The following is a 22,312-nucleotide window of genomic DNA, read 5'->3' on the forward strand; positions in this document are numbered from 1 at the left end:
TTCCCCGCGCCCCTAAAGGGGCGCCCCTGCTGGACCACTAGCCACCGAGGACGCCCTCGCCCAGTGGCATGCCACCTGTGCCCCGCCTCCCCCGTCCAGCACCGGTAGGTCCTCCCCTCTGCACGCGTCCGCGACGCCTGCGCGCTCCGCCTCGCCCGTTGCCAGGATCTGGCAGCGGGCGTGGAAGCGGCAGCCGGTGGGGATTCGGGAGGGGTCGGGGGGCTCGCCGGTGAGGACGACCGGGTCGCCGGGGGCCTCGGGGAGGACCGACAACAGGGCCTGGGTGTACGGGTGCTGAGGGGCCGTCAGGACGTCCTCCACCGCTCCCGTCTCGACGATCCGGCCCAGGTACATCACCGCGACCCGGTCCGCGATGTTCCACGCGAGGCCCAGGTCGTGTGTCACCACCAGGGCGGACAGGCCGAGTTCGGAGCGCAGCCGCAGGAGCAGGGCCAGGATCTCGCCGCGTACCGACGCGTCGAGGGAGGCCACCGGCTCGTCGGCGACGATGAGTTCGGGGTTCAGGACCAGCGCGCCCGCGATGACGACACGCTGGCGCTGGCCGCCGGAGAGTTCGTGCGGGTAGCGCAGGAAGAAGCGCTCAGGGGGGCGAAGTCCCGCCCGGGAGAGGGCCGTTGAGACCGCCTCGCGCTCGTCGCCCCCGTACCGGTGGATGCGCAGGCCCTCCGCCACCGCGTCGTACACCGTGTGCCGGGGGTTGAGCGAGCCGCTCGGGTCCTGGAGGACCAGTTGGACGCGCTTGCGGTACGCCTTGAGAGCGCGCGAGGAGTAGTCGAGGGGGCGGCCCGCGAAGGTGACGCGGCCCGCGGTCGGCGGGACGAGACCGAGCAGCGAGCGCGCCAGGGTCGTCTTGCCGCAGCCCGACTCGCCGACCAGGGCGACGATCTCACCGGCCCGGATGTCGAGGTCCACGCCGTCGACGGCCCGGGCCCGGGCGGTGTCGCCGCGCCGGGCGGGGAACGTGACGTGCAGGCCCTCGGCGCTCAGCAGGGGAGCGGAGGGGGCCTGGGGGAGCGGCGGGACCGTCTCGGTCGTCGTCATGGGGTGCTCCTCGCTTCGTCGGCCACGGCCACCGGTCCCACGTGCACACAAGCCGCCCGCCGGCCCTCCGCCGCCGCCCGCAGCGCCGGGTCCTCCGCGGCACACGAGTCCAGCGCCACCGCGCACCGCGGATGGAACGTACAGCCGCTCGGGAGGGCCGCTGGATCCGGCGGATCACCCGGCAGCCCGCGCGGCGCGAACCGCGAACCGGCGTCCCCGATCCGCGGGAAGGCATCCGACAGCGCCTGTCCGTACGGGTGTTGGGCGTCCTCGTACACCTGCCGGGCCGGACCCTCCTCCACCACCCGCCCGGCGTACATCACCGCGAGCCGGTCGCAGGTGTCGGACAGGACCGCCAGGTCGTGACTGATCATGACGAGCCCCAACTCCTGCTCGGAGACGAGCTGTTGGATCAGCCGCAGGATCTGTGCCTGGATCATCACGTCGAGCGCAGTCGTCGGTTCGTCGGCGATGACCAGGCGGGGATCGCAGGCCAGGGCCATGGCGATCATCACGCGCTGGCGCTGGCCGCCGGACAGCTCGTGCGGATACGCGGACGCCCGCGCCGCCGGAAGCCCCACGTGCTCCAGGAGTTCGCCGGCCTTCCTCTGCGCGCCCGCCGGGGTCGCCTTCCTGTGCAGCAGGATCGGCTCGGCGATCTGGTCGCCGACGCGGTGCACGGCGTTGAGGGAGTGCATCGCGCCCTGGAACACGATCGAGGCACCGGCCCAGCGGACCGCCCGGACCCGCCCCCACTTCATGGTCAGTACGTCCTCGCCGTCCAGGAGGATCTCCCCGGTCACCCGGGTCCCGGCCGGCAGCAGCCGCAGCAGCGCGAGAGCCAGAGTGGACTTGCCGCAGCCCGACTCGCCCGCGATGCCGAGCTTCTGGCCCGCGTCCACGGTGAGGTTCACCCCGCGCACGGCGGCCGCTCCTCCGGCGTACGTCACCTCCAGGTCCCGTACGTCCAGCAGGGGTTGTGCGGTCAAGGTGCTCAACGGGTCACCCCCAGCTTGGGGTTGAGGACGGACTCGACCGCGCGCCCGCACAGCGTGAAGGCGAGGGCCACGACGGCGATGGCGATACCCGGCGGCACGAGGTACCACCACTTCCCGGCGCTGACCGCGCCCGCCTCGCGCGCGTCCTGGAGCAGACCGCCCCACGAGACGACCGTCGGGTCGCCCAGGCCGAGGAAGGCGAGGGTCGCCTCGGCGAGGATCGCGGAGGAGATGATCAGGGTCGTCTGCGCCAGGACAAGCGGCATGACGTTGGGCAGCACGTGCCGGGACATGACGTGCCAGTGGCCGCCGCCGAGCGCCTTGGCACGCTCGATGTACGGCCGGGACTCCACGGCGAGGGTCTGCGCGCGCACCAGCCGGGCCGTCGTCGGCCAGGTCGTGACGCCGATCGCCAGGATGATCGTGCCGAGCGAGCGGGACATCACGGTCGCGAGCGCGATCGCGAGCACCAGCGTAGGCATGACCAGGAACCAGTCCGTGATCCGCATCATCACCGTCGCGAACCAGCCCCGGAAGTGCCCGGCGGTGATGCCGATGAGCGCGCCGATCGCCACCGAGAGGACGGCCGCCAGCAGCCCGACAAGGAGGGAGACCCGCGATCCCCACACCAAGAGCCCGAGCAGACTGCGCCCGAACTGGTCGGTGCCCAGCGGGAATTCGGTGCTCGGGCTCTCCATGGGCCGTCCCGGCGCGTTCGTCACGCTCTGCACGTCGGAGCCGACGGTCAGCGGCGCGGTGAGCGCGATCAGCGCGAAGAGCGCGAGGGCGGTCAGACCGAGGACGCCCGCGCGATGGGCGCGGTACCGCTGCCAGAAGCGGGCGGCGGAGCGACGGCGGCGCTGCCACGCGAGCGCGCGGGGACCCGCCTTCGGAGGCGAGGGGACTTCGGAGGGAGCCACCGGGGGCGGCGCCTCGGTGGCCATCGGCTCGTCCGGGTCCGTCGTCGTCATCGGCCCACCCTGGGGTCGAGCAGCGGATAGATCAGGTCGGCGAGCGTGTTCATCACGATCACCGCGGCGGCGAAGACGAAGAACAGCCCCTGCACCAGCGGCAGATCGGGCACGCTCAGCGCCTGGTAGAAGAGCCCGCCGAGGCCCGGCCAGGAGAAGACCGTCTCGACCAGGATCACGCCCGCGACGGTCCGGCCGAGGTTGATGAAGATCAGCGTCATCGTCGGCAGCAGCGCGTTCGGCACGGCATGACGACGGCGTACGAGATCGTCGCGCAGGCCCTTGGCCCGGGCGGTCGTCAGATAGTCGCTGCCCATCTCGTCGAGCAGCGCCGAGCGCGTGACGAGCAGCGTCTGCCCGTACTCGACCGCGACCAGCGTCACGACGGGCAGGACGAGGTGATGGGCGACGTCGAGGACGTACGCGAAGCCCTGTTCGTCGCCGGACTCCATGCCGCCCGTCGGGAAGAGACCGGGGACCGGCCCGATGCCCACCGCGAAGACGATGATGAGCAGCAGCCCCAGCCAGAACGACGGGATGGAGTAGAGGGTCAGCGCCAGACCGGTGTTGATCCGGTCGCCGAGCCGGCCGTTGCGCCAGGCCGCCCGCGTGCCGAGGAAGATGCCGAGCACCGTGTAGAGCACGAACGACGTGCCGGTGAGCAGCAGTGTGTTCGGCAGGGCCTCGGTGATCTTGTCGATGACGGGCGCCCGGAACTGGTACGACGTACCGAGATCGCCGGTCAGCGCCTTGCCGCAGTAGTCCGTGAACTGCTCCCACATGGGCAGATCGAGCCCGAACTCCCGCCGGTAGGCGGCGAGTTGCTCGGCCGAGACCTGACGCCCGCCGGTCATGAACTTCACCGGATCGCCGGGGATCAGCCGGAAGAGGAAGAAGCTCGTGACGAGGACGGCGAGCAGCGAGACGGCCGCGCCGCCCAGCTTGCCCGCCACGTACCGCGGATACCCGGCGGTGGTGCGCGCCCGCGGTCCGCGGACCGGCGCTCCGGCGGAGGCCGGACCGTCGGTCTTCCCGACCAGCGGGGGTGTCGCTTCAGCGGTCATGAACGGTTCTCAACTCTCGGCCACTCCCGACTGGCTGACTGTGCGCGGTACCGGGCCGCTACTCGCGGTCCTCGGCGGTGGCGCGGTGGCGCATCGCGAAGAACACCCCGAGACCCGCCAGGACGACGACACCCGCGACGATGCCGATGATGACGCCTGTCTGGCTGGAGTCGTCGGAGGACTCGCTGGCGGCGGCCGGAGTCGCCGACCACCAGCTCCAGTAGCCGTCCTGGCCGTAGATGTTGCCCGCGGCCTCCGGCATCTTCGTGATCGACGCGATCTGGTCGGTGCGGTAGGCCTCGACCGCGTTCGGGTACGCCATGACGTTCATGTACCCGGTGTCGTACAGCCGCGACTCCATCCGCTTGACGATCTCCGCCCGTTTGGCGGGGTCGTACTCGGCGAGCTGCTGCGCGTACAGCTCGTCGAACTTCTTGTCGCAGATGAAGTTGTCGGTCGCGCCGATGTCCTTGGGCGTCGCCGGGAGCGCGGAGCAGGTGTGGATGGAGAGGACGAAGTCGGGGTCGGGGTTGACGGACCAGCCGTCGAAGGCGAGGTCGTACTCACCCGCCAGCCAGGGATCGCTCACGTTGTCCCGGCAGTCGAGCTCGACCCCGATACCGAGCTTGCCCCACCACTCCTGCAGGTACTTCCCGACCGCCTTGTCCTGCGGGTCCGTCGCGTGGCACAGGACGCGGTAGGTGACCGGCTTGCCGTTCTTGCCGACGAGCTTGCCGTCACCGTTCTTCAGGTAGCCGGCCTCCTTGAGGAGCCGAGCCGCCTTCCCGGGGTCGTACGTGATCTTCTGGCCGTCGGCCGGCTGCCAGTAGTACGTGGAGAAGCGCGGCGGGATGTAGCCCTCGCCCTCCTCCGCGTGGCCCTGGAAGACCTTGTCGATGACGGTCTGGCGGTCCACGGCCATGAACAGGGCCTGGCGGACCCGCTGGTCGAGCAGCGACTCGTGGCCGTCGCCGAACTTCTCGCCGTCCTTCGACTGCGCGCCCGGGTTGGTGGCGAGCGCGTAGAAGCGGCGCCCCGGCGCGTCGTTGACCGTGACGTCCGCCTGGCCCTTGAGCGCCGCCGCCTGCGCGGGTGTGAGCCCGGAGACGAACGACACCTCGCCCTTCTGCAGGGCCGCGACCGCCGCGTCACCGTCCTTGTAGTACTTGAACACCAGCTCGTCGAACTTCGGGGCCCCGCGCCAGAACGACTTGTTGGGCTTCAGCCGTACGTAGCTGTCGGCCTTGTAGCCCGAGAGGACGAACGGGCCGTTGCCGACGACGGGGAAGGACTTGTCGTTGTTGAACTTCGAGAAGTCGTCGACCTTCTCCCAGACGTGCTTGGGCACGATCGGCACGTCCAGCGCGGCCATGGTCGCCTGCGGCTTCTTCAGCTCGATGACGAGCTTGGTGGGGCTCGGGGCGGTGACCTTCTCGAAGTTCGCGACGAAGCTGCCGTTCGCGGTGGCCGCGCCCTCGTCGGTCATCATCGTGTTGAACGTCCACGCCGCGTCCTCGGCGGTGGCCTGCCTGCCGTCGGACCACTTGGAGTTGTCGCGGATCGTGTAGGTCCAGGTGAGCTTGTCCGCGGAGGGCTCCCACTTGGTGGCAAGACCCGGGATCGCGTGGTTGTCCTTCGGGTCGTAGTTGGTCAGGTACTCGTACGTGAGCCGGTGCATGCTCGTACTGACCAGGCGAGCCGCGAGAAACGGGCTCAGCGAGTCGACGCTCTGCGCCACCGCGACCGTCAGGACCTTCTTGCCGTCCGCCTCGGCCTGCTGGGGCGCCGGATTGAGCGGGGTCACGAGACCGACCGTGAGGGTGAGGGCGGCGGCACCGGCGGCCGCGAGGAGGCGGAGGACAGTGCCTCTCGCGCCGTACTGGTCGTGTGTGTCCATGGGTCGCTGACCTCGCGTCATCACTCGCACGGAGATGGGCTGTTGCACTGCTCGATCCGGTGACCGCGGCCGGGCAGATGTGAGTGTCTATCAGCGCTGGTCGCACCCGTCAACGGCCCGGGAACCCCGTGTGGCCTGCGGAAATAACGAGTTGACGCTGATTTCACGGCCATTGGTCCATACCGGTGAAGGGGCCCTGGTCGGAGCGTGGCGGCAGGGAACGTGGCTGGTGTGGTGGCGTTTTGGGCCGCGATGGGCGGGGCGGCTCCGGGAGGTGTCCGGGGGTACGCGAAGGGCCCGCGCCGCGGCTCACGGGGCGGGCCCTTCGGGGTGGAACGGGAGCGGCGAGTTCGGCCGTATGGGTTACGGGAGACGCCGGTTACTGGTGGGGCGGCGGAGGCGGCGGGGTCTGACCCTGGGGGGCTTGCGGGGCCGGGGCCTGAGGATCCTGCGCACCCTGGTCCGCCTGCGGGGGCTGGTAGGGCTGGCCCGGCTGGAACTGCTGACCCGGTGCCGGTGCCGGTGCCGGTGCCGCTGTCGGCGCGGGGGCGTTGGGGTTGAAGGGCTGGCCGGGGGCGACCGGGGCCGGGGGCTGCTGGAAGGGGGCGCCCGGCTGGGGGTGACCCGGCTGACCGGGCTGCTGACCCGGCTGGACCGGGGCGGGCTGGGGCTGCCAGCCCTGGGGTGCGGCGCCGGGGTGACCCTGCTGGCCCGGCTGACCGGGTTGAGCGTGCTGACCGGGCTGGGCGTGCTGCTGCTGAGGCGGCTGCGGGTAGCCGCCGGGCTGCGGCGGGGTGCCGTGCCCGTGCTGGGGCTGGGCTCCGGGCTGCGGCGGGTACGGCTGGCCCGGGTGCTGATGGGGCTGCTGGTGCTGCTGCGGCGGATAGGGCTGACCCGGCTGTGCGGGCGGCTGGCCCTGCTGGGGGATCTGGCCGGGATACGGCTGACCCGGCATCGGCTGACCGGGCAGGGGCTGGCCCGGCATCGGAGGGGCGGCGACCGGCGGCGGGTTGCCGTCCGACGTCCACAGGCCCTGCGACTGCTGGTGGCGCGCGATGTCCTCGGCGACCAGCGCCGAGAGGTTGAAGTACGCCTCGCGCACCTTCGGCCGCATCATGTCGAGATTGACCTCGGCGCCCGCCGCCAGATGCTCGTCGAACGGCACGACGATGACGCCCCGGCAGCGCGTCTCGAAGTGGCTGACGATGTCGTCCACCTTGATCATCTTGCCGGTCTCGCGCACCCCGGAGATGACGGTCAGGGACCGCGACACCAGATCCGCGTACCCGTGCGCCGACAGCCAGTCCAGCGTCGTACTGGCGCTGCTGGCACCGTCGACCGACGGCGTCGAGATGATGATGAGCTGGTCGGCGAGGTCGAGTACGCCCCGCATCGCGCTGTAGAGCAGACCCGTACCCGAGTCCGTGAGGATGATCGGGTACTGCTTGCCGAGCACGTCGATCGCGCGCCGGTAGTCCTCGTCGTTGAACGTCGTGGAGACGGCCGGGTCGACGTCGTTGGCGATGATCTCCAGACCGGAGGGCGCCTGGGACGTGAACCGCCGGATGTCCATGTACGAGTTGAGGTACGGGATCGCCTGGACGAGGTCGCGGATCGTGGCCCCGGTCTCCCGGCGCACACGGCGGCCGAGCGTACCGGCGTCCGGGTTGGCGTCGATGGCGAGGATCTTGTCCTGCCGCTCCGTGGCGAGCGTGGCGCCGAGCGCGGTGGTCGTGGTCGTCTTGCCGACACCGCCCTTGAGGCTGATGACGGCGATCCGGTAGCACGACAGCACCGGCGTACGGATCAGTTCGAGCTTCCGCTGCCGCTCGGCCTCTTCCTTCTTCCCACCGATCTTGAACCGGGAGGAACCGGCGGCGGGCCGACCGCTCTTCGCCTTCTGCTTCTTGTTGTTGAGCAGCCGGTCCGACGACAGCTCCACGGCCGCCGTGTAGCCGAGCGGCGCCCCCGGATTGGTCGGCTGCCGCTGATCGTGCTGCACGGGCTGCGGCCAGGCGGTGCCGGTACGGGGGTCGACGGGGGCCTGCTGACCGGGCTGGTGCTGCGGCTGCGGGGCCTGGCCCTGGGGCTGGGCCTGGTGAGCCTGCGGCTGATGGGCCCCCGGCTGGGGTACGCCGGGCTGGCCGGCACCGGCGTTCGGCTGCTGCGGTACGGGCTGCTGCTGGTGGGGCTGCCCCTGCTGGGGGAGCGGCTGCGCGGCGGGCGGCTGGGCGACGGGCTGGTGAGGCGCGGGTGCCTGTTGCGGGGCCGGAGCTTGGGGCGCCGGGGCTTGCGGTGCAGGAGCCTGGGCCTGGGCCTGGGCCTGGGCTTGGTCGGCGGGCGGCTGCGGGAATCCGTAACCTCCCGGCTGAACGGGCGGGTTGGGCGTCCCGGGCGACGGGAATCCGTAGCCCGATCCGGCTCCGGCGTCGGCTCCGGTCGGCTGGTTGGGCACGTGCGGCGCCGGGGGGTTCGCGGCGGGCGCGGCGCCGGGCTGTGGGAACCCGTAACCGGGCTGCGGGCCCGGCGCGTTGGGCGGGTTCGCGGCAGGGGTCCCCTGCGCGGGGAACCCGTAACCCGCGGGCGGCTGCGCGGGCGCGCCGGGCCCGCTCTGAGCGGGAGCGCCGGGCTGTGGGAACCCGTAACCGGGCTGCGGGCCGGGCGCGTTGGGCGTGCTCGGGGTGGGGGACCCCTGCTGCGGGAACCCGTAACCGGGAGCCTGCGCCGGGGCGTTCGGCGCCACCGGAGCGGGCTGGGCCGCAGCGGGCTGAACCTGAGCGGGCTGCTGGGGCGGCGTGGGAAGGCCCGGCTGCTGGAGACCGTAGCCATCCGGGGCCTGGGGTGCCTGAGGCGCCGGGAGAGTGGGCTGGGCGGCGACGGGGCCGGACTGCGGGAAGCCGTAGCCGCCTTGGGGTGCCGGGGCCGGGTTCTGCTGAGCAGGTGAGGGCGCAGGCGCAGGGGCCTGAGCCGGAGGCGCGGTCGTGGGTCCGGGCTGCGGGAAGCCGGGAGAGGCCTGCGCCGCAGGGGCCGTACCAGGGACGCTGTCCTGGGGCTCCGGAGTCGTACGGGGAGTGCTGTCCTGCGGACCGGGAGCCGTACCCGGAGCGCTGAACTGCGGGAATCCGTAACCGCCCGGCTGCCCGGGAGCGGCCGGAGCCGGCACGTCAACGGCAGGCAGCGCGGGCGGCACGGGCGACGCGGTTGCGGCAGGAGCTTCGGCCGTGGCAGGCGTACCAGGTGCGGCGGGCCAGGCCGGCGGCGAAGGCTGCGGAGCCTGCGGCTGGAAGGGCTGCTGCCCTTGCGGCGGTACGGACGGCTGAGCCGGAGTCTGCACCGCAGACGGCCCGCCCTCATCCTCCGCGGACGCGGGCCACTGAGCGGCCGAAGCGGGCGCGGCAGGCTGGTACGAGGGCGGCAACGGCGGAAGGCCGCCCTGCGGCACCGGCGGCGGAGCCCACGCGGGAGGCGTGTCCTGCACGGCGTCGGCCACGTCAACGGCGGGCTCGGGCACTACGTCCTGCGGCTCCGCATCCTGAGGGCCGGCGTCCTGCGGCTCGGCGTCCTGAGGCTCTGCCTGGCTCGCGGGCGGAGCATCCTCCGGCTCGGAGCCCGAGTTCGAGTCCGAGTCGGCGGCGGTCTCCGGAGCCGCATCCCTCGGCTCCGCGTCCTGGGGCTCGTCGTCCGCCGCAGGCACGGCATCGCTGACGTCAGCGGAGTCCTCGGCGTCGACGTCAACCGGATGCAACTCGACCACCCCCGCGGAATCGTCCGCGACGGCGTCCTTGTCTTCGGCGGTCGCGGCGGTCGCGGCGGTCGCGTCAGTCGCTTCGACCTCGTCCGACGCGTCGGTCACGCTTTCGGAGGCCGCCACCACGGCTCCCTCGTCAACGCCATCGCCATCCACGTCGTCAGCGTCGTCGACGCCGTCCACACCGTCGTCGTCATCGGACTCGCGCCCGAACGCCACCTCGACGACCTCCGCGTCGACACTCGCGTCGACACCCGTGTCGGAGGCATCGCCGGAGATCTCGCCGGAATTCCCTTCGGAACTCTGGGCGTCGTCGTCGGCTACCTCGTCCGAAGCCGCGACCCCGCCCGAGGCCGCAGCCCGCTCCGAGACCTCCCGCTTCACGGCGACAGCGGAGATCCGCATGGTGGCGCCACTCTCGATGTCCCCGCTGTCCTCCTCGATCTCGTCCGGAGGCGTCACCGGCGGAGCCTGGAGGTTCGGCAGATTCGGCACACCGGCAGGACCTGCAGTGGGCGCGACAGGAGCCGGGGCCTGAGGCTCGAACCCACTCCCCACGGGCAACCGCGGAACGGCACCCGGACCACCGTCAGGAGGAGTGGAGGGGAGAACAGGCGAGGGAGGAACAGCAGCGGGCGGAGCGAAAGGAGCCCCAGGAGCGAACGTAGGCACCGAAGCCGGCGAAACCACAGGCGCCTCGGGCACCCCCGCACCTGCCCCCGGAGCCGGAGCCGGAACTGGGGCCGGAACTGGAGCTGGAGCCGCACCCGCGGCCCCGTCCCCCTCGGACCCGTCCGAGACCTCCGCCCCGTCCGACTCCTCCTCGACGGGAGCCGACGAAGCGTCCGAACTCCCCGACGCGTTCTGCGTGTACCAGGCGGGAGGGGCGTAGTCGATGGTGAACTCGCCCGTCGTCTCGACGGCGGACTCCGCGTCGGACTGGTCATCGCCGGGTGTGGCCCAGCCCCCGCGGATCCCGTCCCGATCGCTGTTCACAATTCCTCCTGGTGTGGTCGAGCACCCTCATACCGAGCTGGGGCGACCGTTCCGATCGTCCGAGGCCGTCCGTCGCGCCCCGGCTCCCCCCGTCCGACGCGGCGGCCCCGTCCCCGGGTTCTGCTGCCGCGCCCACCCCAGCCTAATCACCACAACCACCCCCACGGCAGGCCCGTCCACCCCTCCGGTCCCACCCACTGCGTCACAACTTGCCCAGAAGTGACGTATGAACGGCCTTGCACGGACGGCAAAGTGGACAAAAGCGCGCTTAAGAAGCGCGTATCCACTCCACCGTGCTGCGCTCCGGCACAACAAGGCGGCCCCCCGACACGACAAAGACACAACAAAGGGGACCGGTGGCATACAAGCCACCGGTCCCCGCGCGCTCGAAGGCGACTGCTCGACTGCTCCGCTACTCCGTCGAAACCCCGCCGTTGTGCGGTGCCGGCTCCAGATCGAACTCGCCGTCCCGCGCCCCCAGCACGAAGGCCCGCCACTCCGCCTCCGTGTACCGCAGGACCGTGTCCGGGTCGAGGGACGACCGCATGGCCACCGCGCCGCCGGGCAGGTAGGCGATCTCGACCCGCTCCTCGTGTTCCTCCGTACCCGGCGCGCTCTGCCACTCGACGCCCGAGATGTCGAGGGCGTAGAGCTCGTCCTTCTCCCGCTCCTTGCGCGCCTTGACGTCCTTGTCCTCTGCCTCGGCCATGGCGAAGCGACCCCTTCCCGGCGTACGCGTCCGACGTACGGCCCCGACCTGACGAACGAACTGTCGCGTCACCCTACTGGGACCGCCCCTGGCCTCCCCGGACTCCCGGAACCCCGGTAAGCGGGACCCCCACCCCCTGGTACGCTGTGTGACGGCCGTATGTGTACGCACCCCCGGACCGCCCTCAAGGGCCCTGGAGGACGCGCCCAGCGGATCCCGCCTCCCGAGTTACGGAAGCTCCCCTGAGATGTGGACCAGGGGCACTCGGTGGCTACTCAAAGACTACGAGGAGTACGCGTGTCGCTCGACGCCGCAACGAAGAAGCAGCTCATCACCGAGTTCGGTCAGAAGGAGGGCGACACCGGCTCCCCCGAGGTCCAGGTCGCGATGCTCTCGCGCCGTATCTCGGACCTGACCGAGCACCTCAAGACCCACAAGCACGACCACCACTCCCGTCGTGGTCTGCTCATCCTGGTCGGTCAGCGCCGTCGCCTCCTGCAGTACCTGGCGAAGAAGGACATCCAGCGCTTCCGTGCGCTGGTCGACCGCCTGGGCATCCGCCGCGGTGCGGCGGGCGCCAAGTAAGACGCCGTGAAGGGAGCGGTTCCCACTCTTAGGGGGCCGCTCCCTTTGCTGTACGTGCGGAGTGTCACTGCACCTTTGTAGTGTGGTAGCACAACGCAATATCACGAGGATGAAGTGCACCTCGCCGCCGCCGGTCCTCGGTAGTGGCTCCCGGGCGATGCGAACCCCGGGTGCTTCGATCGAAGACCGGCCCGCACCAGAAGGCGCGCTTCTCCGCTCACGTCCCCCCGCCACACGGGCGGATCGGGACAAAAGACGAAAAGTATCGGAGAAAACGCTAGTGGAGAACGAGACCCACTACGCCGAGGCCGTTATCGACAACGGATCCTTCGGCACCCGCACCATCCGCTTCGAGACGGGCCGCCTGGCCAAGCAGGCCGCCGGCTCCGCCGTGGCGTATCTGGACGACGACACCATGGTGCTGTCGGCCACCACCGCATCCAAGAAGCCCAAGGAAAACCTCGACTTCTTCCCCCTCACGGTGGACGTCGAGGAGCGGATGTACGCCGCCGGCAAGATCCCCGGCAGCTTCTTCCGCCGCGAAGGCCGGCCCTCCGAGGACGCGATCCTCACCTGCCGCCTGATCGACCGCCCGCTGCGCCCGTCCTTCAAGAAGGGCCTGCGCAACGAGATCCAGGTCGTCGCCACGATCATGGCGCTCAACCCCGACCACCTGTACGACGTCGTGGCGATCAACGCCGCCTCCGCGTCCACGCAGCTGGCCGGTCTGCCCTTCTCCGGCCCGATCGGCGGCGTCCGCGTCGCGCTGATCAACGGCCAGTGGGTCGCGTTCCCGACGCACACCGAGCTCGAGGACGCCGTCTTCGACATGGTCGTCGCCGGTCGCGTCCTGGAGGACGGCGACGTCGCGATCATGATGGTCGAGGCCGAGGCCACCGAGAAGACCATCGCGCTGGTCGCGGGCGGCGCCGAGGCGCCGACCGAGGAGATCGTCGCCTCCGGTCTGGACGCCGCGAAGCCCTTCATCAAGGTGCTCTGCAAGGCCCAGGCCGACCTCGCCGCCAAGGCCGCCAAGCCCACCGGCGAGTTCCCGGTCTTCCTCGACTACCAGGACGACGTCCTGGAGGCCCTGACCGCCGCGGTCAAGAGCGAGCTCTCCCAGGCGCTCACCATCGCCGGCAAGCAGGACCGCGAGGCCGAGCTGGACCGCGTCAAGGAGATCGCCGCCGAGAAGCTGCTCCCGCAGTTCGAGGGCCGCGAGAAGGAGATCTCCGCCGCGTACCGCTCGCTGACCAAGTCCCTGGTCCGTGAGCGCGTCATCAAGGACAAGGTCCGCATCGACGGCCGCGGCGTCACGGACATCCGTACGCTCGCCGCCGAGGTCGAGGCCATCCCGCGCGTGCACGGCTCGGCGCTGTTCGAGCGTGGCGAGACCCAGATCCTGGGCGTCACCACCCTCAACATGCTCCGGATGGAGCAGCAGCTGGACACCCTCTCCCCGGTGACCCGCAAGCGCTACATGCACAACTACAACTTCCCGCCCTACTCCGTGGGCGAGACCGGCCGCGTCGGCTCCCCGAAGCGCCGCGAGATCGGCCACGGCGCGCTCGCCGAGCGCGCGATCGTCCCGGTCCTGCCCTCGCGCGAGGACTTCCCGTACGCGATCCGTCAGGTGTCCGAGGCCCTCGGCTCCAACGGCTCGACGTCCATGGGCTCGGTCTGCGCCTCCACCATGTCGCTGCTCAACGCCGGTGTGCCGCTGAAGGCCCCCGTCGCCGGTATCGCCATGGGCCTGATCTCCCAGGAGATCAACGGCGAGACGCACTACGTCGCCCTCACCGACATCCTCGGTGCGGAGGACGCCTTCGGCGACATGGACTTCAAGGTCGCCGGTACCAAGGAGTTCGTGACCGCCCTCCAGCTCGACACCAAGCTGGACGGCATCCCGGCCTCCGTCCTGGCCGCGGCCCTCAAGCAGGCCCGTGACGCCCGCCTCCACATCCTCGACGTGATGATGGAAGCGATCGACACGCCGGACGAGATGTCCCCGAACGCCCCGCGGATCATCACGGTCAAGATCCCCGTGGACAAGATCGGTGAGGTCATCGGCCCGAAGGGCAAGATGATCAACCAGATCCAGGAGGACACCGGCGCCGACATCACGATCGAGGACGACGGCACCATCTACATCGGTGCCGCCCAGGGCTCGCAGGCCGAGGCCGCCCGCGCCACGATCAACGGCATCGCGAACCCGACCATGCCGGAGGTCGGCGAGCGCTACCTGGGCACGGTCGTGAAGACGACGACCTTCGGTGCGTTCGTGTCGCTGCTCCCGGGCAAGGACGGTCTGCTGCACATCTCGCAGATCCGCAAGCTCGCCGGCGGCAAGCGCGTGGAGAACGTCGAGGACGTCGTCGGCGTGGGCTCCAAGGTCCAGGTCGAGATCGCCGAGATCGACTCCCGCGGCAAGCTGTCCCTCATCCCGGTCATCGAGGGCGAAGAGAACGCCGAGGACGACAAGAAGGACGACGGCGACAAGTGACGTCGACCAGCTCCACGACGACGGCCCGCACCTCCTCGGAGGCGCGGGCCGTCGCCCGTACCCAAACCCTGATCAAGGGCACCAACGGCATCGGCACGGTCCGTAAGACCACCCTCCCCGGCGGCCTGCGCATCGTCACCGAAACCCTGCCGTCGGTCCGCTCCGCGACTTTCGGCATCTGGGCCCACGTCGGCTCCCGCGACGAGACGCCGACTCTGAACGGCGCCACGCACTACCTGGAGCACCTGCTCTTCAAGGGCACCCAGAAGCGCAGCGCCCTGGACATCTCCTCCGCCATCGACGCGGTCGGCGGCGAGATGAACGCGTTCACGGCGAAGGAGTACACGTGCTACTACGCACGCGTGCTCGACACCGACCTCCCGCTCGCCATCGACGTCGTCTGCGACATGCTCACGGGCTCGCTCATCCTCGAAGAGGACGTGAACGTCGAGCGGGGCGCGATCCTCGAAGAGATCGCCATGACGGAGGACGACCCGGGCGACTGCGTGCACGACCTGTTCGCGCACACCATGCTCGGCGACACGCCTCTCGGCCGCCCCGTCCTCGGCACGGTCGACACCGTCAACGCCCTCACCGCGGACCGCATCCGCCGCTTCTACAAGAAGCACTACGACCCGACCCACCTCGTGGTCGCCGCCGCCGGAAACGTCGACCACAACAAGGTCGTACGCCAGGTCCGCGCCGCCTTCGAGAAGTCGGGCGCCCTCAGGCAACCGGACGCGGCCCCGATCGCCCCGCGCGACGGCTCCCGCACCATCCGTACGGCCGGTCGCGTCGAACTCCTCGGCCGCAAGACCGAGCAGGCCCACATCGTCCTCGGCATGCCGGGCCTGGCCCGCACGGACGAGCGCCGCTGGGCCCTGGGCGTCCTGAACACCGCGCTGGGCGGCGGCATGTCCTCCCGCCTCTTCCAGGAGGTCCGCGAGAAGCGAGGCCTCGCCTACAGCGTGTACTCGTACACCTCGGGCTTCGCCGACTGCGGTCTCTTCGGTGTGTACGCGGGCTGTAGGCCCAGCCAGGTCCACGACGTGCTGAAGATCTGCCGCGACGAACTCGACCAGGTCGCCGAGCACGGCCTGTCGGACGACGAGATCGGCCGTGCCATCGGCCAGCTCCGCGGCTCCACGGTCCTCGGCCTGGAGGACACGGGCGCGCTGATGAACCGTATCGGCAAGAGCGAGCTGTGCTGGGGCGAGCAGATGTCCGTGGACGACATGCTGACCCGGATCGCCTCGGTCACCCCGGACGACGTACGGGAGGTGGCCCGCGAGATCCTGGGACAGCGGCCCTCGCTGTCGGTCATCGGCCCGCTGAAGGACAAACAGGCTTCCCGTCTGCACGAAGCGGTCGCGTAACCCTCCGAATCCGGTAAGGAAGCAAGAAGATGAGCAAGCTGCGCGTGGCGGTCCTCGGCGCGAAGGGCCGTATCGGATCCGAGGCGGTACGAGCCGTCGAGGCGGCCGAGGACCTGGAGCTGGTGGCCGCCCTGGGCCGCGACGACAAACTGGAGACGCTGGTGGACGCCGGCGCCCAGGTCGTCGTCGAACTGACCACGCCCGCCTCGGTCATGGGCAACCTCGACTTCTGCGTCCGCCACGGCATCCACGCCGTGGTCGGGACGACGGGCTGGACCGACGAGCGCCTCGCGCAGCTGAACACCTCGCTCGCCGCGTCACCGGAGACGGGCGTGCTCATCGCCCCGAACTTCTCCATCGGCGCCGTTCTCACGATGAAGTTCGCGGAGGTGGCCGCCCCGTACTTCGAGTCCGTCGAGGTCATCGAGCTGCACCACCCGAACAAGGTGGACGCCCCGAGCGGCACCGCCCACCGCACCGCCCAGCTCATCGCCGCCGCCCGGCAGCGGGCGGACAGCGCCCCGCAGCCCGACGCCACGGTCACGGCCCTGGACGGCGCCCGCGGCGCGGACGTCGACGGCGTCCCGGTGCACTCGGTGCGCCTGCGCGGTCTGCTGGCCCACCAGGAGGTGCTGCTCGGCGCGGAGGGGGAGACCCTCACCGTCCGCCACGACTCCCTCCACCACAGCAGCTTCATGCCGGGCATCCTGCTCGGCGTACGCCGCGTCGTGGACACCCCGGGCCTCACCTTCGGCCTGGAACACTTCCTGGATCTGAAGTAACCGCCATGGGCGCGAAGATCACATACGCCGTCACGGCCGCCGTCCTGGTCGTCTACTTCGTCCTGGTCGGCAGCCGCGGGGTGATGCTCATACAGAGCGGCACCCTGCTCACCGTCACCTTCGGCGTGGCCGTTCTCATCCTGCCGGTGATCGGCATCTGGTTCCTCTGGAAGAACACCCAGTTCGTCCAGAGGGCCAACCGGCTCGCCGCCGAGCTCGACGCCGAAGGCGGCCTGCCCGTCGACGAGTTGAAGCGCACCCCGGCCGGCCGGATCGACCGCGACTCGGCCGACGAGGTCTTCGCCAGGCGCAAGGCCGAGACCGAGGACGCCCCCGACGACTGGCGCAGCTGGTTCCGGCTGGCCATCGCCTACCACGACGCCCGCGACACCTCCCGGGCCCGCAAGGCGATGCAGCACGCGATCGCCCTGCACGACGGGAAACCCGTACGGGCCTGAGTCACTGACTCAGGCGACCGTGGTGGCTGTGCCGGCTGCGCCGACCGTCAGGCGTGCCCGCGGTACTCGTCCGCCCACACCTCGACGCCGTCCGCGGCCCGGTCGAACGCGTCGGGGCGCCCGAGGAAGTCCGCGTTGTGCGTGGTCAGCAGCTGCGTCGGCTCGGCACCGGAGCGGTCGGCGCTGACCAGGACGAGTGCCTGCCCCTGCACCGTGCGCGGCAGCCCGAGCCAGCGCACCGGCTGCTGGACCGTCCGCACCGCCTGGACCTTCGCCCAGGGAGCCGTGCTCGTGACCAGGAAACGGACCCGGCGCAGCCCGTACGCGCTCACCCACGCGCCCATCCGCAGCAGCCGCAGGGCACACACGATGACGAGCGCCGCGAGCCCCAGGAACACCGCGCCACCGGACCGGTTGCCGGCCGCCGCGACGATGACCGCCGCGAACAGCACGTACGACGCGAGCAGCAGCAGAAGCGCCGCCGCGGCGACACGCCACGGTCCGGGCCGGTAGGGGCGTCGCCACTGGTCGCGATCGTCGAACGGCAGCGCGAGATCCTCGCCCGCCTCGTCGAAAGCGCGATCGGCGGTCAGAAAGGGCAGGGGCACGACTGATCCTCACTCAATCCACGCATGGACTATGCCCGGTGAGGCTACCTAGCGGGATCTCCGGTCACCACCCTCGGGGGTCCATGGGGGTGCTCCCAGGCCATCCGGGCCGGAGGAGGGTCAACGGCCCTGCGACGCGTCCGACTGTTGCGTATGCGCAGGTGAGCTGTCGGCCGACAGGGCGGGCGTCCCTATGAGCAGGGAGCCCACGAGGCCCGCGACCACGGTGAGGCCTATGAGCCATCGGCCCGCCAGCTCACTGGCGGAGGCCCGCTGGCGCGGTGGGGGAGTGACATTGCTGCGGAACCTGTCGGCTTCGGCGATGAAGGCGAACGGAACGGGCTCGCGCCGACGAAACATGAAGTGCGCTTCTCCTCTGGAGACTCGAAGGGGGTCTGACGGAACAGCCGACTCGAACGAATCGCTGTCACCAATACAGACGAGCGAGAGCCCCAATTGGTGCCCAGTTTCACCGACTTCGCAGAAGTTCGGCGAAGTATGTCGCAGCACGGCACCGAACGCCCCGTTGTCAGTGCCGGGCCGTAGAGTGGACGCCGCCCGAGACAGTGATGGGAAGGACCCTCCAAGCCGTGACCGACACACCCGCCGACGACCTCAAGCCCAGCTTCCGCAGCGATGTCACCGTCGAGCTGGTCAAGCACACCGCCTCCGACTCCGACGTGCTGTTCGCCGCCCGCGTCTCGACGGTCGGGGAGCAGTCCCTGGAAGAGCTGCAGAAAGACCCGGAGCGCTCAAAGGGCCTGATCAACTACCTGATGCGGGACCGGCACGGCAGCCCCTTCGAGCACAACTCGATGACGTTCTTCATCAACGCCCCGATCTTCGTCTTCCGCGAGTTCATGCGCCACCGCGTCGGCTGGTCGTACAACGAGGAGTCGGGCAGGTACAGGGAGCTGCAGCCGGTCTTCTACGTCCCGGGTGAGTCCCGCAAGCTGGTCCAGGAGGGGCGCCCCGGCAAGTACGTCTTCGTGGAGGGCACCCCGGCCCAGCAGGAGCTCACGGGCCGCGTCATGGAGGACTCGTACCGCCAGGCGTACGAGGCGTACCAGGAGATGCTCGCCGCAGGCGTGGCTCGCGAGGTCGCCCGTGCGGTCCTCCCGGTCGGCCTCTTCTCGTCGATGTACGCGACGTGCAACGCCCGCTCGCTGATGCACTTCCTCGGCCTGCGCACCCAGCACGAGCTGGCGAAGGTCCCGTCCTTCCCCCAGCGGGAGATCGAGATGGTCGGCGAGAAGATGGAGGTGGAATGGGCCCGGCTCATGCCCCTCACGCACGCCGCCTTCAATGCCAACGGGCGCGTGGCGCCGTAGCGCACCTCCGTCACCCGGTCGGGCACATGTGTGCGGGTCAACCATGCGAAGTGTCCGTATTGCGGCATTTCGAGAAGTTCATCTAGCCTGATCAAACGGACCCGGCACTGCTTGAACCCCCGAGCAGGCAGTGCCGGGCTCCTCCTTTGTCATGACTTGTCGCCGCCCCCGAGGGCAGACCGCACGTTGAGCAGCGAGTAGCGTGTTACCCATGGCTCCGACCTCCACTCCGCAGACCCCCTTCGGGCGGGTCCTCACCGCCATGGTCACGCCCTTCGCGGCGGACGGCGCACTCGACCTCGACGGCGCTCAGCGGCTCGCCACCCACCTGGTGGACGCAGGCAACGACGGCCTGATCGTCAACGGCACCACCGGCGAGTCCCCGACCACCAGCAACGCGGAGAAAGCGGATCTCGTACGAGCCGTACTGGAGGCGGTCGGCGACCGGGCCCACGTCGTCGCGGGCGTCGGCACGAACGACACGCGCCACAGCGTCGAGCTCGCCCGGTCGGCCGAGAAGGCCGGCGCACACGGTCTCCTGACCGTCACGCCGTACTACAACAAGCCCCCGCAAGAGGGCCTGTACCAGAACTTCAAGGTCATCGCCGACGCGACCGAACTCCCGGTGATGCTCTACGACATCCCCGGCCGCAGCGGCGTCCCGATCAACACGGAAACGCTGGTGCGTCTGGCCGAGCACCCGCGTATCGTCGCCAACAAGGACGCCAAGGGCGACCTGGGCCGCGCCAGCTGGGCCATCGCCAGCTCCGGCCTCGCCTGGTACTCCGGCGACGACATGCTGAACCTCCCGCTGCTCTCCGTGGGCGCGGTCGGCTTCGTCTCCGTCGTCGGTCACGTCGTCACCCCCGAGCTGCGGGCCATGATCGACGCGTACGTCAGCGGCGACGTCCAGAAGGCCACCGAGATCCACCAGAAGCTGCTCCCGGTCTTCACCGGCATGTTCCGCACCCAGGGCGTCATGACGACCAAGGCCGCGCTCGCCCTCCAGGGCCTGCCCGCCGGACCGCTGCGTCTGCCCATGGTCGGCCTGTCACCCGAGGAGACCGCCCAGCTCAAGATCGATCTTGCTGCCGGCGGGGTACAGCTCTAACCACAGACTTCACAACTGAATACGCACGACCCGCAGGCCGGAGGGCCTGCACCACCAGACAACTGCTACTGCACGAACGTCACGCGCGCCACGTGCCCTGCCAGGTACGTGGCGCGTGTGGTGAGGAGAGTCTTTTGAGTCATCCGCATCCTGAACTCGGCGCTCCGCCGGTCCTCCCGAAGGGCGGCCTGCGGGTCACCCCCCTCGGCGGCCTCGGAGAAATCGGCCGAAACATGACGGTCTTCGAGTACGGAGGCCGCCTTCTGATCGTCGACTGCGGTGTGCTCTTCCCCGAGGAGGAGCAGCCCGGAATCGACCTGATCCTGCCGGACTTCAGTTCCATCAGGGACCGCCTCGACGACATCGAGGGCATCGTCCTCACCCATGGTCACGAGGACCACATCGGCGGCGTCCCCTTCCTCCTCCGCGAGAAGCCGGACATCCCGCTCATCGGCTCCAAGCTGACCCTCGCCCTCATCGAGGCGAAGCTCCAGGAGCACCGCATCCGTCCGTACACGCTCGAAGTCGCGGAGGGCCACCGAGAGCGCATCGGTCCCTTCGACTGCGAGTTCGTCGCGGTCAACCACTCCATCCCGGACGCCCTCGCGGTCGCCATCCGCACCCCCGCGGGCATGGTCGTCCACACCGGCGACTTCAAGATGGACCAGCTTCCGCTGGACGGCCGTCTCACAGATCTACACGCGTTCGCGCGTCTGAGCGAGGAGGGCATCGACCTCCTCCTCTCGGACTCGACGAATGCCGAGGTCCCGGGATTCGTCCCGCCCGAGCGCGACATCTCGAACGTGCTGCGCCAGGTCTTCGCCGGCGCGAGCAAGCGGATCATCGTGGCCAGCTTCGCCAGCCACGTCCACCGCATCCAGCAGATCCTCGACGCCGCTCACGAGTACGGCCGCCGGGTCGCCTTCGTCGGCCGCTCGATGGTCCGCAACATGGGCATCGCCAGAGACCTGGGCTATCTGAAGGTCCCGCCGGGCCTGGTCGTCGACGTCAAGACGCTCGACGATCTCCCGGATCGCGAGATCGTCCTCGTGTGTACGGGCTCACAGGGCGAGCCGATGGCCGCGCTGTCCCGCATGGCGAACCGCGACCACCAGATCCGCATCGTCCAGGGCGACACGGTGATCCTGGCGTCGTCGCTCATCCCGGGCAACGAGAACGCGGTCTACCGCGTCATCAACGGCCTGACCCGCTGGGGCGCCAACGTCGTCCACAAGGGCAACGCCAAGGTGCACGTCTCGGGCCACGCCTCCGCCGGCGAGCTCCTGTACTTCTACAACATCTGCAAGCCACGCAACCTGATGCCGGTCCACGGCGAATGGCGCCATCTGCGCGCCAACGCCGAGCTGGGCGCCCTCACCGGCGTCCCGCACGACCGGATCGTCATCGCCGAGGACGGCGTCGTCGTCGACCTCGTCGAAGGCAAGGCCAAGATCTCCGGCAAGGTCCAGGCGGGATACGTGTACGTCGACGGCCTCTCGGTCGGCGATGTCGGCGAGCCCGCGCTCAAGGACCGCAAGATCCTCGGTGACGAGGGCATCATCTCGGTCTTCGTGGTGATGGACTCCAGCACCGGCAAGATCACCGGCGGTCCCCACATCCAGGCCCGAGGCTCGGGCATCGACGACTCCGCCTTCGGTGATGTCCTCCCGAAGATCACCGAGGTCCTGGAGCGTTCGGCCCAGGACGGCGTGGTCGAACCCCACCAGATGCAGCAGCTGATCCGCCGCACGCTGGGCAAATGGGTCTCGGACACCTACCGCCGCCGGCCGATGATCCTGCCGGTCGTGGTCGAGGTTTGAGCACCTCGTACGCGTGAACCCGGAGCGGGGCCCCTCGATTTGCATCGGGGCGCCCCGCTCCAGTACGTTTACGGCTCCGCCTGAACGGGAACCCGACGCAACTGTGCGTCCGGACCACCCCGAACCGGGGCGGGAATTCCGACTCAGAAGTTCTGATAAAGTCGGAGTCGCCGGAAAGGGAAACGCGAAAGCGAAAACCTGGAAAGCACCGAGGAAATCGGATCGGAAAACGGTCTGATAGAGTCGGAAACGCAAGACCGAAGGGAAGCCCGGAGGAAAGCCCGAGAGGGTGA

Annotated in this window: 17 protein-coding genes and 1 pseudogene; 8 read left to right on the top strand and 10 right to left on the bottom strand. The window is 70.0% G+C overall.

Annotated elements, in window-relative coordinates:
* Positions 1–12: 12 nt before the first annotated feature.
* The 8 genes and pseudogenes from ACFWXQ_RS46800 to ACFWXQ_RS46835 all read right to left on the bottom strand — a co-directional run bounded on the left by ACFWXQ_RS46800 (position 13) and on the right by ACFWXQ_RS46835 (position 11,445).
* Positions 13–1,062 (bottom strand): oligopeptide/dipeptide ABC transporter ATP-binding protein, encoded by a 1,050-nt coding sequence (locus ACFWXQ_RS46800; protein WP_383946597.1) that lies wholly within the window; start codon positions 1,060–1,062, stop codon positions 13–15.
* Complete coding sequence (locus ACFWXQ_RS46805; RefSeq protein WP_383946600.1) at positions 1,059–2,060, bottom strand: ABC transporter ATP-binding protein; 1,002 nt, start codon at positions 2,058–2,060, stop codon at positions 1,059–1,061. Before ACFWXQ_RS46805 ends, ACFWXQ_RS46800 begins: the two co-directional genes overlap by 4 nt.
* On the bottom strand, positions 2,057–3,004 hold the full coding sequence (locus tag ACFWXQ_RS46810) for an ABC transporter permease (RefSeq protein ID WP_383946637.1): 948 nt from the start codon (positions 3,002–3,004) through the stop codon (positions 2,057–2,059). The genes ACFWXQ_RS46805 and ACFWXQ_RS46810 overlap by 4 nt, the downstream gene beginning before the upstream one ends.
* A 23-nt stretch (positions 3,005–3,027) precedes the next feature.
* Entirely contained in the window at positions 3,028–4,095 is a 1,068-nt protein-coding gene (locus tag ACFWXQ_RS46815) for an ABC transporter permease (RefSeq protein ID WP_383946603.1), read from the bottom strand.
* A gap of 58 nt (positions 4,096–4,153) precedes the next feature.
* Positions 4,154–5,992 (bottom strand): ABC transporter substrate-binding protein, encoded by a 1,839-nt coding sequence (locus tag ACFWXQ_RS46820; protein ID WP_383946606.1) that lies wholly within the window; start codon positions 5,990–5,992, stop codon positions 4,154–4,156.
* A 379-nt stretch (positions 5,993–6,371) separates the two neighbouring features.
* Positions 6,372–9,746, bottom strand: coding sequence for an AAA family ATPase (locus ACFWXQ_RS46825; protein ID WP_383946640.1), 3,375 nt, complete (start codon positions 9,744–9,746; stop codon positions 6,372–6,374).
* A gap of 861 nt (positions 9,747–10,607) precedes the next feature.
* Positions 10,608–10,736 (bottom strand): annotated as a pseudogene (locus tag ACFWXQ_RS46830) (SCO5717 family growth-regulating ATPase); the annotation flags it as partial.
* Positions 10,737–11,148: 412 nt separating this feature from the next.
* On the bottom strand, positions 11,149–11,445 hold the full coding sequence (locus tag ACFWXQ_RS46835; protein WP_383946609.1) for a DUF397 domain-containing protein: 297 nt from the start codon (positions 11,443–11,445) through the stop codon (positions 11,149–11,151).
* A gap of 297 nt (positions 11,446–11,742) precedes the next feature.
* Between ACFWXQ_RS46835 and rpsO the strand changes: the two genes are divergently transcribed.
* The 5 genes from rpsO (at position 11,743) to ACFWXQ_RS46860 (ending at position 17,149) form a co-directional block, all read left to right on the top strand.
* On the top strand, positions 11,743–12,030 hold the full coding sequence (rpsO, locus tag ACFWXQ_RS46840; protein WP_019075416.1) for a 30S ribosomal protein S15: 288 nt from the start codon (positions 11,743–11,745) through the stop codon (positions 12,028–12,030).
* A gap of 280 nt (positions 12,031–12,310) precedes the next feature.
* The gene (locus ACFWXQ_RS46845; RefSeq protein WP_383946614.1) at positions 12,311–14,533 is read left to right on the top strand and encodes a polyribonucleotide nucleotidyltransferase; all 2,223 of its coding nucleotides are present in this window, start codon (positions 12,311–12,313) and stop codon (positions 14,531–14,533) included.
* Complete coding sequence (locus tag ACFWXQ_RS46850; protein ID WP_384093191.1) at positions 14,530–15,909, top strand: M16 family metallopeptidase; 1,380 nt, start codon at positions 14,530–14,532, stop codon at positions 15,907–15,909. The genes ACFWXQ_RS46845 and ACFWXQ_RS46850 overlap by 4 nt, the downstream gene beginning before the upstream one ends.
* Before the next feature lie 29 nt (positions 15,910–15,938).
* Positions 15,939–16,691: a 4-hydroxy-tetrahydrodipicolinate reductase gene (gene dapB / locus ACFWXQ_RS46855; protein ID WP_383946621.1), complete on the top strand. Its 753-nt coding sequence runs from the start codon at positions 15,939–15,941 to the stop codon at positions 16,689–16,691.
* A 5-nt stretch (positions 16,692–16,696) separates the two neighbouring features.
* A complete protein-coding gene (locus ACFWXQ_RS46860; protein WP_383946624.1) occupies positions 16,697–17,149 on the top strand; it encodes a hypothetical protein in 453 nt (150 codons plus the stop codon).
* Between the two features lie 47 nt (positions 17,150–17,196).
* Here the strand turns inward: ACFWXQ_RS46860 and ACFWXQ_RS46865 are convergent, their stop codons facing one another.
* Both ACFWXQ_RS46865 and ACFWXQ_RS46870 read right to left on the bottom strand, forming a co-directional pair.
* On the bottom strand, positions 17,197–17,757 hold the full coding sequence (locus ACFWXQ_RS46865) for a hypothetical protein (protein WP_383946627.1): 561 nt from the start codon (positions 17,755–17,757) through the stop codon (positions 17,197–17,199).
* 120 nt (positions 17,758–17,877) lie between these two features.
* Complete coding sequence (locus ACFWXQ_RS46870) at positions 17,878–18,117, bottom strand: hypothetical protein (RefSeq protein WP_190232463.1); 240 nt, start codon at positions 18,115–18,117, stop codon at positions 17,878–17,880.
* A gap of 230 nt (positions 18,118–18,347) precedes the next feature.
* On the opposite strand from ACFWXQ_RS46870, the gene thyX reads away from it, so the two are divergent.
* The 3 genes from thyX (at position 18,348) to ACFWXQ_RS46885 (ending at position 22,019) form a co-directional block, all read left to right on the top strand.
* Positions 18,348–19,088, top strand: a complete 741-nt coding sequence (gene thyX / locus ACFWXQ_RS46875; protein WP_383946631.1) for an FAD-dependent thymidylate synthase — start codon at positions 18,348–18,350, stop codon at positions 19,086–19,088.
* Between the two features lie 211 nt (positions 19,089–19,299).
* Entirely contained in the window at positions 19,300–20,199 is a 900-nt protein-coding gene (gene dapA / locus ACFWXQ_RS46880; protein ID WP_383946634.1) for a 4-hydroxy-tetrahydrodipicolinate synthase, read from the top strand.
* 134 nt (positions 20,200–20,333) lie between these two features.
* Positions 20,334–22,019 carry a ribonuclease J gene (locus ACFWXQ_RS46885; protein ID WP_200395538.1) on the top strand — a complete coding sequence of 562 codons (1,686 nt, stop codon included), beginning with the start codon at positions 20,334–20,336 and terminating at the stop codon, positions 22,017–22,019.
* Positions 22,020–22,312 lie beyond the last annotated feature (293 nt).

The organism is Streptomyces sp. NPDC058697 (assembly GCF_042715345.1).
Taxonomy (GTDB): Bacteria; Actinomycetota; Actinomycetes; order Streptomycetales; family Streptomycetaceae; genus Streptomyces; species Streptomyces liliifuscus.

Excerpts from the sequence above, each read along its gene's own strand:
- ACFWXQ_RS46800 (WP_383946597.1), bottom strand. The coding sequence starts at position 1,062 with ATGACGACGACCGAGACGGTCCCGCCGCTCCCCCAGGCCCCCTCCGCT.
- ACFWXQ_RS46810 (WP_383946637.1), bottom strand. The coding sequence starts at position 3,004 with ATGGCCACCGAGGCGCCGCCCCCGGTGGCTCCCTCCGAAGTCCCCTCG.
- ACFWXQ_RS46815 (WP_383946603.1), bottom strand. The coding sequence starts at position 4,095 with ATGACCGCTGAAGCGACACCCCCGCTGGTCGGGAAGACCGACGGTCCG.
- ACFWXQ_RS46820 (WP_383946606.1), bottom strand. The coding sequence starts at position 5,992 with ATGGACACACACGACCAGTACGGCGCGAGAGGCACTGTCCTCCGCCTC.
- ACFWXQ_RS46835 (WP_383946609.1), bottom strand. The coding sequence starts at position 11,445 with ATGGCCGAGGCAGAGGACAAGGACGTCAAGGCGCGCAAGGAGCGGGAG.
- dapB (WP_383946621.1), top strand. The coding sequence starts at position 15,939 with ATGAGCAAGCTGCGCGTGGCGGTCCTCGGCGCGAAGGGCCGTATCGGA.
- ACFWXQ_RS46860 (WP_383946624.1), top strand. The coding sequence starts at position 16,697 with ATGGGCGCGAAGATCACATACGCCGTCACGGCCGCCGTCCTGGTCGTC.
- ACFWXQ_RS46870 (WP_190232463.1), bottom strand. The coding sequence starts at position 18,117 with ATGTTTCGTCGGCGCGAGCCCGTTCCGTTCGCCTTCATCGCCGAAGCC.
- dapA (WP_383946634.1), top strand. The coding sequence starts at position 19,300 with ATGGCTCCGACCTCCACTCCGCAGACCCCCTTCGGGCGGGTCCTCACC.